The sequence below is a fragment of the Fusobacteriaceae bacterium genome, assembly GCA_031272775.1.
Taxonomy (GTDB): Bacteria; Fusobacteriota; Fusobacteriia; order Fusobacteriales; family Fusobacteriaceae; genus JAISST01.
On sequence record JAISTB010000019.1, the window covers coordinates 1 to 18163 of the forward strand.

Below are 18163 nucleotides of genomic sequence, written 5' to 3' on the forward strand. Positions count from 1 at the left end.
TAAGAGATATGCTGAAGTAGTATTTATATTACGCTAACAGAGTATTGAAAAGAGTTGAAGACATTATAATAATCCCAATTGTAGCAGCTTTGTTAGTGTAAAATATTTAGTGAATATTACGGCCTCAGGAAACTTCGGATCCGGAAAAGTGGAAACCGCCTGTCCGGACCCGAGGAAACCGTCAGCTTAAATTATTTCGGAGAAATTAAATAATCTTTGGGCTTACCCCTCCATAAGCGCAGTGTAATTTTATTTCCACTACAATAAACTTCAAAAGCCCGCCAATGGCGGGCTTTCTTCTCAACCCCCCCTAAACCCCAAACAAGCGCCCCAACACCCGTAATCCCGTCGCCGTCCGGAAGATCTTCTCCCGCACGGAGCGAATCTCCGCCTCCTTCATCTCATCTTCATAGATATTGACGAGAAAATCCGCCTCCACAAGGATCTGATAGTCGATCCCCTCAATTTTGTCGTAGTGATGATGGTTGGCGATCAGATAACAGAGCCGGTCCAGCGTTTCAGGCGCTATCGGCTTGTCCCGGAGCAATTCCCGCGCCACGGCCGGCCCCAGTTCCTCCTGGTATTTTCCCGCCGAGGTCCCGTAGACCTCCACGGCCTTGTGTATCCCGATATCGTGCAACAGTCCCGCGATTTCGATCAATTCCAGCGTCGCGGCGTCGCAGCCCTCGCTCTCGGCGATAAAGCGCGCGAAGGCGCGTACTTTCAGCGCGTGGTTGATCCGTTTGGCGTCCCCTTCATCGTAGCGAAACAACAGTTCCGTCACTTCATGGATCAAATTTCCGTTCATGCTCTCCTCCATTTCCATACTTTTTTTCTTTTCTATATGATGAATAAAAAACAAAATTTTCGCGAAAAGTTCGTTTGACAAATTTTTTATTTGTTGTATGATAATAGTGAATCAAAGAGGAATTCTTTTTATAGAAAGCTCTTGAAACACCTCGTGGATTTGCTCATCAATAGAACATATTAAACTATATTTGAACAGAATTGTGCGAATTTAAGCAATCTATTCCTCAAATTCATGGTGAACATCAGAAAAAGCCATTTGACAATGAATCAAAGTCATAGTATGATTGAAGCATCAAAGCAATCCAATCCTAACGAGGTGAGTTTATGAAAAAGAAGTACATCATCGAAGTCGTGCTGTTTTGTAGTTATGCGCTCTTTGCCATGTCATGGAAAGCCGGTGATTTCTTTATCGCAAAACTGGGGATTACCGCAACCCAGACCGCAATTATGACAAACGCGATCAACATTGCCAAAGTCATCGGTTGTCTGGCGGCGGCTGTGGTCATTTCCAAACTGGGCATGAGAAATACCTATACCTACTCGACAATTTTGGTCATTTTCGGCGTTCTTCTTCCCCTTACGAACCTGTTTCCCGCAATTTTCCTGATCCGCTTTATCCTCGGTCTCGGCGGCGCTTTCATCGTCGTGGCCATGAATCCCATCGCGTCCAGAATCTTTGAGCCGGGAGAGCTTGCCATCGTCAACGGATTAAACGCCGTGGCCTTCAATACTGGGCTCGCCGTGGCGCTGACGCTTGCGGGGAGAATCATCGCGGATCCCAAAACCGCCATTATTACCGTAAGCCTGATTCTGACCGGGGCCCTTGTGCTCTGGCTCATTCTGAGCGGCGACCTCAAAGTCGCGAAGGGACCCACACAGGCCGCACAACCTGCCGAAAAATACGGATTGGGCGACGGCGTCAAAGATCCCTTCAATATTCTTATGGCTCTGGGCAACATCGGTCTTTTGTCCTTTTACCTCGTGGCCATGACCTTTATGGATCCTGCCTACGTCAAGTACGTGATTTACGCGGGGATCGCCGGCGCATTGGCAGGCAGCTTCGGCTCCAAGGGCGTCAAAAACAAGATGCTTTTCGTCCGGATCACGGCGCTCATGCAACTGCTCTCGGCCTGCGGATTTATTCTCTGCTATGTGTCCGGATCCACGCTAATCAACGTGCTGGGCCTCATCCTCGGATTCTTTATTTTCTTCCCGCTTTCGGCCTACATCACCCTGGGCTTTATCCGCGAAGGGGCGACGCCGCAGAAGATTTCGGTCACCTTTTCCCTGTTCTGGTCCCTGGGTTACCTCGGCACCGTGGTCATCATGCAGATTTTCGGCTTCCTCAAGGACAAAACGGGCGGCATGACGACGCCTCTGATCTTTATCCTCTGCTGCGAGGCGCTGTTCTTCCTGGCTACGCTCTTCATCCGCATTACCAAATCGAAATAAACATCATTACAGACAATAAAAGGAGGATATTATGGCAAAAGTTTTGAGAAAAGAAGTACAGGATTATCTGGACGTGTTCAATAACGTCACGCTGCCCGCAATGCTGGCCGCGGGATGGAAACAGACCATCGTCAACGCGAGGGAGGGACTCGCTGTCCTCACCAAGAATTATACGCCCGCGGGACCCGCGGTGGTACAGATTCTCGACGACGTGATCCCCTGCAAAGGCTATCAGGTCCCGGTCAGGATCTTCAACCCCGATCCCTCCAAGGCGCTGCCTGTCCTGATTTACTATCACGGCGGCGGACACGGCGCGGGGAGCGTTCCCGTCTATGATCCGATTTACAGGAATCTGGCGGTACGGACAAAGCATATCGTCATCGCCCCCGAATACCGGCTCGCTCCGGAAAATCCCTATCCCGCTGGAGAAATCGACGCCTACAACACGCTGGTAAACTTCAGACCCCTGCTGGACAGCCTCAAGATCAAATACATCGATCGCGTCAGCATTGCCGGAGACAGCGCCGGAGGAGCGCTTTGCGCCGTTCTCAACAGGCGTTTGCAATCGGAACCCGAAATCAAAGTACACCGCTCGGTTTTGATTTATCCCTGCGTCGACTATTCCATGGCCGGGGAATCCCTCAAGGAACTGGCGACGGGTTATCTCCTCACCACGGCTAAAGTAGCCTGGTATCATGGGGTCTACCTCGCCCACAACGAAAACCGCCGGGTAGTTTCCCCGCTCTACGGCGAATTCACAAAGAACATGCCCAAATCCCTCGTGATCACGGCCCAGTTCTGCGTGCTGCGCTCGGAGGGCAAGGCCTACGCCGACAAGATGAAAGAGGCCGGCGCCGAAGTCGAATACATCAACATGGACAACATGACCCACACGTTCCTCAATACCGAAAGCCTCAACAAAGAGGAATGTGATTTTGTCTACGGGAAGATCCACGAGTTCCTGAACAATTGAGTTCCACCCTTCCTCATTATCATGAATAAACCCGGAGAGCGCCATCGGCGCTCTTTCGGGTTTTTGTACGAAGATCTCAGGAACGGCGGGGAATTTGCGCCAAGATAATGGCCGCGAACATCAGAGCGCAACCGGTGGTTTCCCGAGTCGTCATATGCTGCCCCAAGACGATAGCTCCCGAAATCACCGCGAAGACGGATTCAAGGCTCAGAATCAGCGAGGCCACCGTGGGATTGACCTCCCGCTGCCCAACGATCTGAAAGGTATAGGCGACGCCGCTCGAAAGAATCGCTGCATAGAGGAGAGGCTTCCAACCGGCCAGGATCATCCGCGGGTCGGGATGCTCGGTCAGGATCATAAAAAAAGAGGCGCAGAGGGCGCATACAAAGAGCTGCACGCAGGACATCCGGAGTCCGTCGGCCTTCCGGATGTAGTGATCGATCACGAGGATGTGAAAGGTGTAAATAACGGCGCAGAGCAAAAGCCATCCGTCCCCGCGGCCCAAGGCAAAGCCCGAGGTGATACAAAGGAGATAGAGACCCGCCACCGCGAAAAGAACGCCGATCCAAAGGAAGGGGCCGGACTTTTTCTTTAAAAATATGCCGAAAACGGGCACCCCCACAATATAGAGGGCCGTAATAAAGCCGGCCTTTCCGGGCGTCGTGTATTGGATGCCGATCTGCTGGAATATGCTCCCGGCAAAGAGAATCACGCCGCACAGGGCGCCCCCCGTCAAAACCTGCCGGTCAAAGCGACCGGAGACTTCCCCGGCGCAGGCTTCCGGCCCATTTTTGAAGCGGTCGGCGATAAAAATGACCGGGATCAAAAAAACCGCCGCGATCAGCGATCTCAAACCCGTAAACGTATTGGGTTCCATGTAATCGACCGCGACCCGTTGCGCCACAAAGGCGGATCCCCAGATCAGGGCCGCCGCGAAAAGCAGGAAATGATTCCTGATTTGCAATTTTGTCATTTTTCAAACTCCCCGCTACTGTTTTTTGATTTCTATGATGACGAGTTCCGGCCGGTTGAAAATCCGGGGAACCTCTACCGAAAGTCTCCCGGAAAGGCCGCGGCTGATCACAAGATCCGTTTTGTCCCGCCGGCTGACGCCCCCGGTGAGCGAAGGGAAGAAGCCCTGCCCGGACGCGTAGAAGCCGTTTTCCAGAAGGCGCGGAATCCGCCACTGTCCCCCGTGGGCGTGCCCCGACAAAATCAGGTCATAAGGAAATTTCAGGTATTCGTCGATCAACTCGGGCCGGTGGGCCAGCAGAATTTTGTAATCGTCAAGGTCTGTCACTTCGCTGTAAGCCCGCTTCAGCTGAAATACCGTATTCTCAATGGGGTTTTCGGGATCGTCGACGCCGGAAATGCTGATCCTGTCCGTAAAGCCGTAGCGTTCCCGGGTATAGACCGACGTATGCCCGTCCAGGACCGTAATCGCCCGCGCCACGAGGCTTTCTTTGATGGCCTCGATCCGTTTGCTCTCAAATTCCGCGTTGCCGCTCACGTAATAAATCGGATAGCCGTCGGCCAAAAGACCCTGAATCAGGTCTTCCGTTTCTTTTTCCGTATCCCCGGTCCCGAAGATGTCCCCGACCAATGCCACAAAATCGGGCTCTTCGGTCTTGATCTTGGAGAGGAGTTCTTCCTGGTGGGCGCCGAAGGCCGCGCCGTGTAGGTCGGTAATCAGCGCGATCCGCACCGGCCAATGGAGGGTCTTTTCCGTCGTCAACGAGATTCTTGTCACCTCGAGGCGCTCGTCAAAGACATAGGGCGCGGCGAATATGGCGAAAACAAAGAGCAGAATCCCGCAAAAGACGAATTTCACAAACCAGGAAAAAAGTATGGAGGCGATGGAGCGGGGTTTTCCTTGATTGCGAATGGTCTTCTTATGGGTTTTTCGGATGTGTTGCACTTTCATGGCTTCTCCTTAGGAATCGCTCAGCAGCTTTTTGCGTTTTTTCCAATCGGGCATAAAGCGCGACACGAACTCCCAAAATCCTTCCTGATGGTCGGGATAGGGCATATGGGAAATTTCGTGAAGCACCACATATTCCACTGCTTTCAGCGGTTTTTCGATCAGCGTAAAATTATAAGTGATTTTCTTCGTTCGGACGTTGCAGGAACCCCAGAGGGACTTCATTTCGCGAATCTTGATCTCTTTGGGGTAATATCCGGTCAGGTCCCCGTATTTTTTGGTGAGCTCCGCGAGCAAATGAAAGAGCTTGTCTTTGAGCCAATCATAGAGCACTATGCGGCGGATGTCCGTATCGTTATACATGCTGACCGACAAAAAGAGGTCGCCCCCATCCGCGTCCCTTTCCTCGAGCTCAACTTTGTTTTCATTGGACATCATAACTTGAAGCGTATAAATTTTTCCCAAAATCCGGATCCGGTCGCCGGTCTCAAAATTTTTCCGGCTGTTTCGCAAGCCCCGCAGGGTCCTCACGAGATTTTTTTCGATCCAGCCTTTGCGGCTCACGATAAAGTCAGAAACGCTTTTTTCGGAAACGCCCACAGGAACCGAGACTCTTACCTCGCCATCCCGGGTGATCCGAATGATCATATTTTTGATGCGCTTTCTCGTGACAACAATATTGTATTCCATGGCGGCCCCCTTCGCTTACGGGGCGTCCGCGGAAAAATCGTCGTCCAGGGGCTCAAAGGCCCCGGGCGGTCGTAAATTCTCGCGGTAAGGCCTTTCCTCGGGCGGATCGGCTTCAAGATAACGCAATTCCCGCTCCAGATGGGTCATTTTCAACCAATGGGCGGCCAAAAGGGCGGAAAGTTCCCCCTCACGGAAACCGGGATCGTCGCCGTGACACAGTTGAAAGCGCACGAGAAATCGGTCGGCTTCCTCATCGCCGTAGATGAGACCGAGGGTCTCGAGCGCCATGGCGGGAAGATAAGGCTTCGTATGCGCATAACGGCGATAGTTTTCAAGAATCTCAAAGGCCGTTTGCCGCGCGATTTCCGCATTTGTCCGGGCAAGCCAGGACAATGCGCCGCCGAGCCTTTCGTGATCGGCCGGGTCACTTCCTTCAAGCCAGGTTTTCAGTCGTTCCGTCGTCACGTCATAGACGGAAAAAGGCAACGTAAGCGCCGTTTCTCTTACGGTCGGACAGCTTTTCGCCCCTTGACGGTACCGCTCGGGCCAGGCGACGGCGCCCAATTCGCAGGCGAGGGAAAGCGTCAGTTTTTTATCGGGAAAATGGCTGAGGGCAGTCGTCAATTCTTCGGCCGAAAAATCCCCCGCGGGAAAGCGCGTCAATCGGAAATCGAGTTCGGCCACGCGCCCGCGGATGTCGTCGTCGCAATCCAGCAGCGCGCTGATGTCTTCTTCATCTTCGGGAAAAATGATCTTTTTCCGTGCGTCTGTTTCGTTTTCGAAAGGGAGAACGAAGGCCTCCAGGGGAAGGATCGTAAGACAGTCGAAGCATCGCTTCTCAGCCAATGCGGCCAGGGCCATATGATGGCCTTCCAGGAGAAGGCTCGTATAATTTCCGAGATACCAGGCGATCCCCTTGGGCGCTTTTCCCTGCCGTATTCGTTCCGCTTCGCTTTCCGCCAGTTCTTCCGAAAAACGTCTGAGGTCGTGACTGGGGTACAAAAAGGCCGGTCTCGCGGGAAGCGCGTTGCCCCTTTCCCCAAAAAGCTTCTGAAAAGCCGGATGTTCCGTGAGTTCGGCGGATACGTCCCAAAAGACGCCGCCTGCCCCGTCGGTGGGAAAATAGCGTATGTCGGCAACAGCGTAAATTCCTTCTTTGAGTAAGCCCAAAAGCGGCGAAAGGGCGTTAATTTTCTCTTTCATGGTCTCCGCGCCGTCGTTTAAGCGCGTGAGGGCCTCCGCGAATTCCGGTCTTTCCTCAGGGGAGACGCCCGGTCCGATCCGGCAGGGGCCGGTCCCCTCGCGGGATATCCTGTACTGGACCAGAGGATTGTTCGAAAGCGTCAGCGCGAAGGAAAAAGAGCCGTCGTCGTTTCGGCTTTTTTTGAGACAAAGTTCCGGCGTTTCGTTGCGGATAAAGATCAGGGCGGCGGGAGTTCCGAAGGGGGAAGACCCGTCGTCCCAGGTACGGACGATCCGCAAGGGGCCCTTTGTTTTCTCTTTTTTGAAGAATTTCGCGAAATTCATCGATAACTCCCGAAAGCGTACTTTCTCCAATTATATCATAGAATCGGCGCAAAAAGAATAGCGGAATTGAAATTTTTCAGAAAGAGATGAAATTTTGCCAAAAATATGATATCATAAAGGGAGAAAAAGAATTCACGGAGGAACACATGCAACAACGCTTCAAAAGGAATTTTTCCATTATCGCCCATATCGACCACGGCAAATCCACTATCGCGGACCGTCTGATCGAAGCGACGGGAACGGTTGCCCAAAGGGACATGAAAGAACAGCTGCTGGATTCCATGGACCTCGAACGGGAAAAGGGCATTACGATCAAGGCCCAGGCCGTGACGCTTTTTTATCACGCCAAGGACGGAAACACCTATGAGCTGAACCTCATCGACACGCCGGGTCATGTGGACTTTATCTATGAGGTATCCCGCTCGCTTTCCGCCTGCGAAGGGGCCCTTCTGGTCGTGGACGCCGCCCAGGGCGTGGAGGCCCAGACCCTGGCCAACGTCTATCTCGCCATCGGACAAAATCTCGAAATTGTGCCGGTCATCAACAAAATTGACCTGCCGTCGGCCGATATTGAAAAAACCAGAAAAGAAATCGAGGATATCGTCGGTCTTCCCGCTGACGACGCGATTCTGGCCTCGGGAAAGACAGGCGAAGGGATAGGCGATCTGCTGGAAGCGGTGGTTGCCCGGATTCCCGCCCCTTCTTACGACGAGGAATCTCCGCTGAGGGCCCTGATTTTCGATTCGCTCTTTGACGATTACCGCGGCGTCATCACCTATGTGAAGCTTCTCGACGGGAAAATCAAAAAAGGAGACCGGATCCGGATCTGGTCCACGGAAAAAGATTTTGACGTCCTTGAAACGGGGATATTTACCCCGGCCATGAAGGCCGTGGACGAACTCACGGCAGGTTCCGTAGGCTATGTGATCTCGGGCGTCAAATCCATCCACGATACCCGCGTGGGCGATACGATGACCTCGGCGGAACGCCCCTGTCTCTTTCCGCTGGAGGGCTTCAAGCCCGCGCTTTCCATGGTATTCGCCGGGATTTATCCCCTGGATACCAACGACTACGGCGATCTCCGGGACGCTCTGGAAAAATTGCAGCTCAACGACGCGTCGCTCACCTTCCAGCCCGAGACCTCGCTGGCTCTGGGCTTCGGGTTCCGCTGCGGATTTTTGGGCCTGCTGCATATGGAAATCATCGTGGAGCGCCTGCGGCGCGAATACAACCTGGATCTGATCTCGACGACCCCGTCGGTGGAATATAAAATTCTCATGGCAAACGGACAGATCCTGACCATAGACAATCCCTGCGAGTTTCCTGAGGGCGGAAAGGGCCAATTTACCGTTGAGGAACCCTATATCTCGGGAAAAATCATCACGCCCAAGGATTATATGGGGGGCGTCATGGAACTCTGTCAGGAAAAACGCGGCGTCTACGTAGGGATGGAATTTATCGACGAAAAACGCTCGCTTGTCACCTATGAGCTGCCCCTCGCCGAGATCGTCATTGATTTTTATGACAAACTCAAATCCCGCACCCGGGGCTATGCCTCCTTCGAATATGAATTTACAGGCTACAAAGAGGCGGACTTGGTCAAGGTCGATATCCTCGTCCAATGGAAGGTCGTGGACGCCTTTTCCTTTATCGCCCACGCCGACAACGCCTACGCCAAAGGCCGGACCATCTGCGAAAGGCTCAAGGAAGTAATCCCGAGACAGCAGTTCGAAATCCCGATCCAGGCGGCGCTGGGCTCCAAGATCATCGCCCGGGAGAATATCAAGCCCTACCGCAAAAACGTCATCGCCAAATGCTACGGCGGAGACATCACGCGGAAGAAAAAATTGCTGGAAAAACAGAAAGAGGGGAAAAAGCGGATGAAAACAATCGGAAATGTGGAAATCCCCCAGGAAGCCTTCGTTTCTGTGTTGAAGCTCAACGATTGAATACAAAAAAGCCCGGTTTAACGCCGGGCCTTTTTATGCCTATTCCCCCTTACTCCCACTCAATGGTCGCGGGCGGCTTCGAGGAAATGTCATAAGTCAGGCGGTTGATCCCCTTGACCTCGTTCAGGATCCGGTTGGAAACTTTCTCGAGAAAATCAAGCGGCAAATGGGACCAGGTCGCGGTCATAAAGTCAATCGTATTGGCGGATCTGAGCACCGCCGTATACTCATAAGTGCGGCAGTCCCCCATTACCCCCACCGAGCGGATCGGCAACAGCACCACAAAGGCCTGGCTGACTTTGTTGTAGAGATCTGCGGCCCGCAATTCCTCGATAAAGATGTCGTCGGCTTCCCGCAGGATATCGGCCTTTTCCTTTGTGACTTCGCCCAAAATTCGGATCCCCAAGCCCGGCCCCGGAAAGGGATGCCTGTCCACCATATCCGAAGGAATGCCGAGTTCCCGGCCCACCTTGCGGACCTCGTCCTTGAAGAGCTCCCGCAGAGGTTCGATCAATTGCAGCTTCATATCTTTGGGAAGGCCGCCCACGTTGTGATGAGACTTGATGGTCTGGGAAGGCCCCTTGACCGAGGTGGACTCGATGACGTCGGGGTAAATGGTCCCCTGGGCGAGAAATTCCACGTCCTTGACCTTGGCGGCTTCTTCATTGAAGACCTCGATAAATTCTTTTCCGATGATTTTTCTTTTCTGCTCGGGATCGGACACGCCCGCCAGCTTTGCGAGGAAGCGCTCCCCGGCGTCGACGCAGCGGATATCCATATGAAAATGCTCGGCGTAGACCGCCATGACCTTTTTCGCCTCGTCTTTCCGGAGGAGTCCCGTATCCACGAAGATGCAGGTCAGTCTGTCGCCCACGGCCCGGTGGATCAAGGTTGCCGCGACCGAGGAATCCACGCCTCCCGAAAGGCCCAGCAGCACTTTTTTGTCTCCGGCCTTTGTCCGGATGGCGGCGACCGTGTCTTCAATATAATGCTCCATGGACCAGTTTTTCTCGCATTTGCAGATATTGAAGACAAAATTCTCGATGATTTTCGCCCCGTATTGCGAATGGGTCACTTCGGAATGAAATTGCGTGCAATAGGTATTGATCGCGGGATAATAGGTCGCCGCGATACAGGAGTCCGTATGGGCAATTTGAACCGAATCCGGCGCCATTTCCGTCACATGGTCGTTGTGGCTCATCCAGACGATGGAGCGGTCCGGTACGCCCGCGAAGAGCGGCGAGGCCTTGTCGTCGATATACAGTTCCGCCTTGCCGAACTCCTGCTTGGCCGCCTTGGCGACCTTGCCTCCGAAAAGATCGGTCGTCAGCTGCATGCCGTAGCAGGTCCCCAGAATGGGGACGCCCTGAAAAAAGAGTTCCCTGGCGACTCTCGGAGAGCCTTCCTCGTAGACGGAGCTGGGTCCTCCCGTAAAGATGATTCCTTTAGGCTTTCGGGCGACAATTTTTTCAATGGGTTCCGAAAAGGGGACAATTTCTGCGTATACGCCCATTTCCCGCACCCGCCGCGCGATAAGCTGATTGTACTGGGACCCGAAATCCAGTACGATAATGCCGTTTTCTTTCATAACGCCTCCCGTATGTGCTGAATAGAGAAAATATTCGTTTAAGCTTGGTAATAATAGGAATTGTAACATGAATCGGGGGCACTGTCAAAAAAATATTTGATTTTTGTCCCCATCGGTGATATAATAGGCCATTAAGAATTTGCACCTCAAAAATTCTTAAAATTTTATCAGAGGGGTTGATAGAAATGAACCTAGTTGTATTAACCGGTCGTTTGACCAGGGATCCGGAACTGAAGTACGGACAAAGTGGTAAGGCCTACGCCAAGTTTTCATTGGCGGTGAATCGACAGTTTTCCAAGGACGAAACAGATTTCTTCAACTGTACGGCCTTCGGTAAAACGGCGGAACTGGTGGGGGAGTATTTGCGGAAGGGCCGGAAAGTCGGCGTACAAGGCAATATTCAACAGTATAAGTATGAGGTCAACGGTGAAAAACGGACTTCCTACGACGTCATTGTTAATTCCCTTGAGTTCCTCGAATCCAAAGGCGGAACGTCAGAAAATTACCCCGCGAATGATTTTCCGGGGGATCACGCGGCCGACAGCAAGGCGGAAGCGCCGTTGCCGGACAAAGACGACGAATTTCCTTTCTGATGACAAGGAGAAAAGATTTGCCAAACTCAAATGGGTTTGGCATTTTTAATGACAGGGGAGTTTTTCTATGGAACACCAAGTGATCATGCACTACGATATGGACGCCTTCTTCGCGGCCGTGGAGATCAGAGACAATCCCGCCCTCGCGGGAAAGCCCATGATCGTCGGCGAGAGCATCGTGACCACGGCCAGTTATGAGGCGAGAAAATACGGGATTCATTCGGCCATGAGCGTCTATGAGGCGAAAAAGCTCTGCCCCAGGCTCATCATTGTCCCCGCCAGCAAGGGAAAATACGGACAGGTGGCGGCGGGCATCCAGGAGCTGATTCTCAAGATGACCGACCGGGTCGAGTTTGCCTCCATTGACGAGGGTTATGTGGACATTACGGGAATCGTGGATCTTTTCCCGTCCTGGGATTATTTTGCCGGAAAATTCAGACAACGGATCTTCGACCATACGCAGCTTTCCTGCTCCGTGGGGATCGGCTTCAACCGCCTTTCGGCCAAAATGGCCAGTGAGATCAACAAACCCGGCGGGCATTTCATTTTCCCCAATCCCGAGCAATTCGTCGATTACATCAAGGACAAGAAAGTCGGGATCATTCCGGGCGTCGGCAAAAAGTTTGAGGCGGAGCTGGAGGCGCTTAATTTTCGGAAGATCGAGGACCTCTACCGCCTGCCGGTCCAGGAAATGAGCCGGCTCTTCGGAAACGCCAGAGGCGCCTGGCTCTGGAACGTGATCCGGGGCATAGATTTCAGCCGTATCGACGACAGGCCCCTTTCCCAATCCATCGGCAACGAGAATACCTTTTACACGCCGCTTACGACAGAGCCGGAGTATGACCGCGAGTGGGAGGAGATTTTCCGGCACGCCTACGGCAGGCTGCGTGCCCATGAATACATCTGCAAAAATGTTACGATCAAGGTCAAATTTTCGGACTTTGAGACGATCACCCGCTCAAAGACCTTCGGGATCCCCACGGACGACGCGGTCAAGCTCAGGCGGGCCATGCTGGATCTTTTCGAAAATGAAGAAATCTCGCGCCCCATCCGTCTTCTGGGCGTCTATTTCGGCGGGCTCATCGAAAAGGAGAACCGGCAGCTCAATCTGGAATTTTTACCGGATAAATAAAGAAAACGGAATTTACATGAAATCGGGCGGCCAATGGCCGCCCCTGTATTTCAGAAATCTTTTCAGATCAAAGTATCAATGTTTTTGTAATTTTTCCCCATTTTGAACGCGTCGGCCACGGGTTTGAAGGTTACGACGCCCTTATAGGTATTTACGCCCGCTTTAATCGCGGGATTTTCTTTGGCCGCCTTTTCAAGACCCTTGTTCGCGATTTCGAGCCCGTATTTGACCGTGGCGTTGTTGAGGGCAAAGGTCGAGGTATTGGCGTAAAGGCCGGGCATATTGGCCACGCAGTAGTGCACGACATCGTCGACAATAAAGATCGGTTCCGTGTGGGTCGTCGGATGGGAAGTCTCGAAGCAACCGCCCTGGTCAATGGCCACATCCACGAGGACAGCGCCTTTTTTCATGAGCTTCAAGTGCTTTTTCGTGACGAGCTTCGGGGCCTTGGCGCCGGGAATCAGGACAGCGCCTATGATCATATCGGCCTCTTTCAGGTATTTTTCGAGGGAAACGGGATCATTGTAAACGCATTTAACGTTGGGCGGGAGAATCTCGCTCAGGTATTCGAGCCGTTCGAGACTGACGTCAAGGACCGTCACGTCCGCGCCGAGACCGGCTGAGATTTTGGCAGCGTTTGTGCCCACAGTGCCGCCGCCCAGGATCAGGATATTGGCTGGGGCCACGCCCGTTACGCCCATGGGGAGCAGGCCTCTGCCGCCCCAGGCCTTGCCCAAATAATAAGAGCCCATGATGGGGGCCATGCGTCCGGCCACTTCGCTCATGGGTTTCAAGAGCGGAAGGGATCTCCCTTCGAGGACCGTTTCGTAGGCGACGCTGATGATTTTTTTGGAGAGGCAGGCTTTGAGCAGTGGCTCGTCGGCCGCGAAGTGGAAATAGGTATAGACAACCTGATTTTCCCGCATCAGCGCGTATTCCTTTTCAAGAGGCTCTTTGACTTTAATCAATAATTCGGCGGTTTCCCAGACTTTTTTGGCCGTGGGGAGTATTTTGGCGCCGGCTTTTTCATAGTCGGCGTCGGCCAGGCCCGAGCCAAGTCCCGCCCCCTTTTCGATGAAAACCTCGTGCCCTGCTGCGACATAGGCATGCACGGCGCCGGGGACAAGGCCCACCCGGTTTTCATTGTTCTTGATCTCTTTCGGACATCCGATTTTCATAAATCCTCCTTCAGTTTTGTTATGGTAGATATCAATGCGATATTCTTCTTTTCGCAGGGCGTTGCTGTCTCTTTTATTATACACCATGCCGGGGTTTTGTTCAAATTTTTTTCATCTTTTTCCGGAAAATATTCTTTATTGAGGAATCGGTCCCTCCTCAGCTGGAATTTGTTGATTTATTATGGACAAAAAGTCACAGATGTGCTAAAATATTCTTATCAATTCTTAACTCCCGTCCCTTTGAGGGACTTTCTGCGCCAAAGGACTGCCGATAACCATTTCAGGCGGCTTTTTTTGAAAAGAGAAATGATCTATTTCGGGAAAGGAGCTATTATTGGCTATGAAAATTAATATTCCCATGCTCAGTCAACTCCGGACGCTCATCGATAAAGGATTGGATAAGTATTCTTTCTTTATGGAGATATTTTGCGCGATATTTATACTGAATTATCTCATTCTTGGCCTGGGTGATAAAAAACGGCCCCCTGTCAAAGTTACATTCCGTCAGCGAAGTTGGGACGAGGACTTGGGGGAATTGCGTCATGTCGTCTCCTTCAATGTAATTAGGGATGTTTTGGGCATTTTGTGGCAGCTTATGTTTATCATTCTATTCTCCTTCTCGATAGTTTCATTGGTGTTTGTTCTGTTTATTTTTTTCACAAACTTTCGCATGATGTTCATGAGGGTCAAAATCTACGACAACGGCATTGTGTGGAAGTCCCTTTACCGAAAAAAAACCGTATTCTTCAAAGATGTGGACTACATGTGCACCGCTCCGTCAGCAGGACTTTTGCGGTACGCGACTCGGGGTTACAAGTTTTGTAAAGGCACGGACGTCGTTCTGTTTCTGAAAAATATGGATTACAGGCATTTGAGCCAATTAGAGGAGTATTTCCGCGACAATCAACTCTGGGTTGATAAATTTGAGGAGCAATAAACATGATGACTAAAACCAAAGCTAAAATTTACGGCGTGCTGAGCTTGCTGCCGCTGATTTACACGGCCGGCTTCACGGTCTGGTTCTTCAAAAATATGTTTTTCGGATTCCGAAGAATAGCGGAAGGATCCGTTCCGCAGATCATATTCCCGCGATTTCCGCAAATTTTCTTTGTCCATTCCAGCTCTTTTTTGTTCGGTATCATAATTTTGATTATTTTTATCGTGAATATCTTCAAAAATCCCAATATTCAGAAAAATGAACGCGTGCTATGGCTGCTTGTCCTGCTCGTCGGACACATGATCGCGCTGCCGATTTACTGACATGTCAATATCTGGTCGCCGTTGAAGAAGGCGGAAGAGTAAAGGAAAAAAAGCATCACCGCTAACAAAAATGAGCAGAATAATGTTTATTATTCTGCTCATTTTTTGCTTTTGCGGTTGCTCTCCCCTGTTTTTCAAGATTCATTAAGAGATTCTTGGGAATCACTCCTCCAACACATGGGCCGAATTGACGTCGAAGGAAAAATCAATCGTCGAGTCCAGCGGATAGCTTTTCTTGCCGCGGGGGTTCGAGACGGAAATCTCGACTTTGAAATCCCCGATCATTGCCTCATATTCATGGAAAGCCCCCATAAACATGGACTTGATGACCTTTCCCTCAAAGCCCTTCTGGGAAATGAGTATGCTCTCGGGTCGTACCATGACGCTGACGTCGTCGCCCACATTCTGCTTGATGGCCTGGGGAATGGCGAATTTTACGCCGAAAATCTCTATCGTGCACATATCCCCCGCTTTGGAGGCCACTTTCCCGGGGAAAATATTGGCCCGGCCGATAAAGTTCGCGACGAATTCCGAATGCGGCTTCTGGTATACCTCGGGCGGCGGCCCCGCCTGCTGCACAACCCCGTCCTTCATGATGATTACAAGGTCCGCAAGGCCCATGGCCTCGGCCTGATCATGGGTTACGTAAATGGACGTGATCCCCACGGCCAGCTGGATCTTCTTGATCTCGTCCCGCATGTGGATCCTTAGTTTCGCGTCGAGGTTCGAGAGCGGCTCGTCAAAGAGCAGCACCCCCGGCTCCATGACAAGGGCCCGGGCCAGAGAAACGCGCTGCTGCTGCCCCCCGGACATCTGGGAGGGCACCCGTTCGGCGAAGTCCTCCATGTTCATCATTTTGAGCACCTTGTGCACCCTGGCGTCGATTTCGCTCTTCGGCAAATGTTGCAGCTTCAATCCGTAAGCGATGTTGTTATAGACGTTCATATGGGGAAAGAGCGCGTAATTCTGGAAAACCATGGCCGTATCCCGCTTGTCGGGGGTCACCTTTTCCACATTCTCGTCGCCGATAAAGATCTGTCCGGTCGTCGGCACCTCAAAGCCCGCGAGCATTCTTAAGATCGTCGTCTTACCGCAGCCCGAGGGGCCCAAAAGGCACACGAACTGCCCGGCGGGAATATCGAGATTCAGGTCCGCTACGGCGTGGACGAGGGTATTCATCCCGGTAATAAACGTTTTGCTGATATTGTCAAATTTCACTCTTTTGGCTGGCATATTGTCATCCCCCTATTCTCTGATTTCTTCTACGCCCATCCGTTTGAGGACGGAGCTCATAATACCGATAACCACAAAGACGATCAAAATGAGGATCGTGCAATAGGCCGCGGCCACACCGATTTTCCCGACGTCGATCTGACTCATGACCGCGGGGGTCAAAAGATTGTACCGCGCGGAAATCAGGAAAATCACGGTGCTGACGAGGGTCATGCTGCGCACGAAGGCGTAGACAAGCCCGCTGTAGAAGGCCGGCAGAATCATCGGCAGCGTAACCGACGTAAAGACCTTCTTGCTGTTTGCCCCCAGGACCGTGGCCGCTTCCTCAATGGAGGGATCGATCTGCTGCAGGGCAGCCATGCCCGATCGGATGCCCACGGGCATATTTCTCATCACAAAGGCAATGATAAGGATCGCCGCCGTTCCCGTGAGGACGAGGGGCTTGCGGTTGAAGGTGATGATATAGCCCAGACCCACGATGGTTCCGGGAATGGCCATGGACATCATCGTCGTAAACTCGATGAAGCCCTTTCCGAAAAACTGTTTCCGGATAATCAGAAAGGCGATAATCATGGCGAGTATTCCCGTAATGGGCGTCGAGAGCAGCGAAAGGAAGGTCGTATCCATAATGGGCTTCATGCCGAGATCCAGCACATATTTGTAGTGGTCGAGGGAAAAACTGTAGTTGACGCCCCAGAGCTTCACGAGAGAGCCGATGGGGATCATAATGTACATCAAAAATACGCACAATGTAATCGCAACCATGGTCCCGAAGATTGGATATACGATATGCTTTTCGGCGATCTTTTCCCGCTCCCGGGAAACCTTTCCGGTCACGGTCACATAGGATTTCTTCCCGATATAGTACTTCTGAGTGACAAAAATCGAGACGGAAATCAGCATGAGTACAATGGCCAGCGCCGTGGCCGAGCCCATATCAAAATTTCCGGTCCCCTGAATGTAGATCTGGACAGCCGCCGTGGTAAATTCTCCGCCGATAACCATGGGATTGGAAAAATCCGCGATGGCCTGAATGAAGATCACCAAAAATGCGTTGGCGATCCCCGGAACCATCAAGGGGAGCGTCACCGTCCGGAACACGTCCCAGCGGGAAGCCCCCAAATCCCGGGACGCTTCTTCCACCGAAGGGTCGATTCTTCCCAGAAGCCCCACGAGCATCAGATAGGCTTCGGGAAAAAACGTCAGCACCTGGACGAGAACGAGCCCGTGAAAACCGTAAATATTGGCGTTGCGGATCCCCAGAAGCCGCCTCGTGATGTAGCCGCTACGCCCCAGGAGCAGGATCGCCGAGAGGGCGATCACGAAGGGCGGCGATACGATGGGCAGGATCGCGATAAAACTGAAGAATTTTTTGAAGGGTAATAGCACGTAATTCATGCCGTAGGCAAAGAAAAAACCGATGGTCGTCGAGATAATTGACGTTACGAGGCCCAATTTCAGCGTATTGAAGATGATCGTGAAATTTTCGGGCATGTTCTTGATATTGATATAGTGCACGAGGGAAAAAGTCTTCACGTCCTGCGTGGCCCCGGCCGCATCCTTTACGTATTCGTGGGCCGTAAAACTCTCTTTCAGTACGTTCCCCATGGGCATGATGATAAACAGGATCAGGATCGCCACCACAAAGACAAAGGTCGAAAAGAGGATCGGATCATAGAAAATCTTCTTCATCCGCTTGATTTCCGTGTCCAGCTTCAAGGCAAAATTCGACATATCAACTCCTTTCTGATTATAAAGTCACCTTTCGCCGGTATTTCACAGCGAAAGGCGCTGACTTTACATCTGTATATGATCCTTCTCTTATTCTTTGGGAAGCGGAGCCTTTGTGGCCGCGCT

16 protein-coding genes are annotated in these 18163 nt (G+C 51.9%); 7 read left to right on the forward strand and 9 right to left on the reverse strand.

All coding sequences use genetic code 11. The features are described 5' to 3' along the window. Positions 1-310 precede the first annotated feature (310 nt). Positions 311-808, reverse strand: coding sequence for an HD domain-containing protein (locus LBQ97_05095; protein MDR1832094.1), 498 nt, complete (start codon positions 806-808; stop codon positions 311-313). Between the two features lie 326 nt (positions 809-1134). Between LBQ97_05095 and LBQ97_05100 the strand changes: the two genes are divergently transcribed. Next, entirely contained in the window at positions 1135-2262 is a 1128-nt protein-coding gene (locus LBQ97_05100; GenBank protein ID MDR1832095.1) for an MFS transporter, read from the forward strand. Positions 2263-2293: 31 nt separating this feature from the next. Further along, the gene (locus tag LBQ97_05105; protein ID MDR1832096.1) at positions 2294-3235 is read left to right on the forward strand and encodes an alpha/beta hydrolase; all 942 of its coding nucleotides are present in this window, start codon (positions 2294-2296) and stop codon (positions 3233-3235) included. Between the two features lie 76 nt (positions 3236-3311). Here LBQ97_05105 and LBQ97_05110 read toward each other — a convergent pair whose 3' ends face one another. Genes LBQ97_05110 through LBQ97_05125 form a run of 4 tightly spaced genes read right to left on the reverse strand, consistent with a single transcriptional unit; the run spans position 3312 to position 7373 of the window. Then, positions 3312-4208 (reverse strand): DMT family transporter, encoded by an 897-nt coding sequence (locus LBQ97_05110; protein MDR1832097.1) that lies wholly within the window; start codon positions 4206-4208, stop codon positions 3312-3314. Between the two features lie 15 nt (positions 4209-4223). Beyond that, complete coding sequence (locus tag LBQ97_05115; protein MDR1832098.1) at positions 4224-5159, reverse strand: metallophosphoesterase; 936 nt, start codon at positions 5157-5159, stop codon at positions 4224-4226. A 9-nt stretch (positions 5160-5168) separates the two neighbouring features. Beyond that, a complete protein-coding gene (locus tag LBQ97_05120; protein MDR1832099.1) occupies positions 5169-5846 on the reverse strand; it encodes a M48 family metallopeptidase in 678 nt (225 codons plus the stop codon). Positions 5847-5861: 15 nt separating this feature from the next. Next, complete coding sequence (locus tag LBQ97_05125) at positions 5862-7373, reverse strand: hypothetical protein (GenBank protein MDR1832100.1); 1512 nt, start codon at positions 7371-7373, stop codon at positions 5862-5864. A 146-nt stretch (positions 7374-7519) separates the two neighbouring features. On the opposite strand from LBQ97_05125, the gene lepA reads away from it, so the two are divergent. Next, a complete protein-coding gene (lepA, locus tag LBQ97_05130) occupies positions 7520-9322 on the forward strand; it encodes a translation elongation factor 4 (GenBank protein ID MDR1832101.1) in 1803 nt (600 codons plus the stop codon). A gap of 49 nt (positions 9323-9371) precedes the next feature. Here the strand turns inward: lepA and guaA are convergent, their stop codons facing one another. Then, positions 9372-10910, reverse strand: coding sequence for a glutamine-hydrolyzing GMP synthase (gene guaA, locus LBQ97_05135; GenBank protein MDR1832102.1), 1539 nt, complete (start codon positions 10908-10910; stop codon positions 9372-9374). Between the two features lie 185 nt (positions 10911-11095). On the opposite strand from guaA, the gene LBQ97_05140 reads away from it, so the two are divergent. Together LBQ97_05140 and dinB are read left to right on the forward strand one after the other, a co-directional pair. After that, positions 11096-11503 (forward strand): single-stranded DNA-binding protein, encoded by a 408-nt coding sequence (locus tag LBQ97_05140; protein MDR1832103.1) that lies wholly within the window; start codon positions 11096-11098, stop codon positions 11501-11503. Positions 11504-11570: 67 nt separating this feature from the next. Next, positions 11571-12635, forward strand: coding sequence for a DNA polymerase IV (dinB, locus tag LBQ97_05145; protein ID MDR1832104.1), 1065 nt, complete (start codon positions 11571-11573; stop codon positions 12633-12635). A 62-nt stretch (positions 12636-12697) separates the two neighbouring features. On the opposite strand, the gene ald is transcribed toward dinB, so the two are convergent. Then, the gene (ald, locus tag LBQ97_05150) at positions 12698-13813 is read right to left on the reverse strand and encodes an alanine dehydrogenase (GenBank protein MDR1832105.1); all 1116 of its coding nucleotides are present in this window, start codon (positions 13811-13813) and stop codon (positions 12698-12700) included. 340 nt (positions 13814-14153) lie between these two features. Here ald and LBQ97_05155 point away from each other — a divergent pair, with 340 nt between their 5' ends. Continuing rightward, positions 14154-14750, forward strand: a complete 597-nt coding sequence (locus LBQ97_05155) for a hypothetical protein (protein ID MDR1832106.1) — start codon at positions 14154-14156, stop codon at positions 14748-14750. 5 nt (positions 14751-14755) lie between these two features. Continuing rightward, complete coding sequence (locus LBQ97_05160; protein ID MDR1832107.1) at positions 14756-15073, forward strand: hypothetical protein; 318 nt, start codon at positions 14756-14758, stop codon at positions 15071-15073. Positions 15074-15235: 162 nt separating this feature from the next. Here the strand turns inward: LBQ97_05160 and LBQ97_05165 are convergent, their stop codons facing one another. Together LBQ97_05165 and LBQ97_05170 are read right to left on the reverse strand one after the other, a co-directional pair. Further along, a complete protein-coding gene (locus LBQ97_05165) occupies positions 15236-16306 on the reverse strand; it encodes an ABC transporter ATP-binding protein (protein MDR1832108.1) in 1071 nt (356 codons plus the stop codon). A gap of 12 nt (positions 16307-16318) precedes the next feature. Continuing rightward, positions 16319-18040: an iron ABC transporter permease gene (locus LBQ97_05170; protein MDR1832109.1), complete on the reverse strand. Its 1722-nt coding sequence runs from the start codon at positions 18038-18040 to the stop codon at positions 16319-16321. Positions 18041-18163 lie beyond the last annotated feature (123 nt).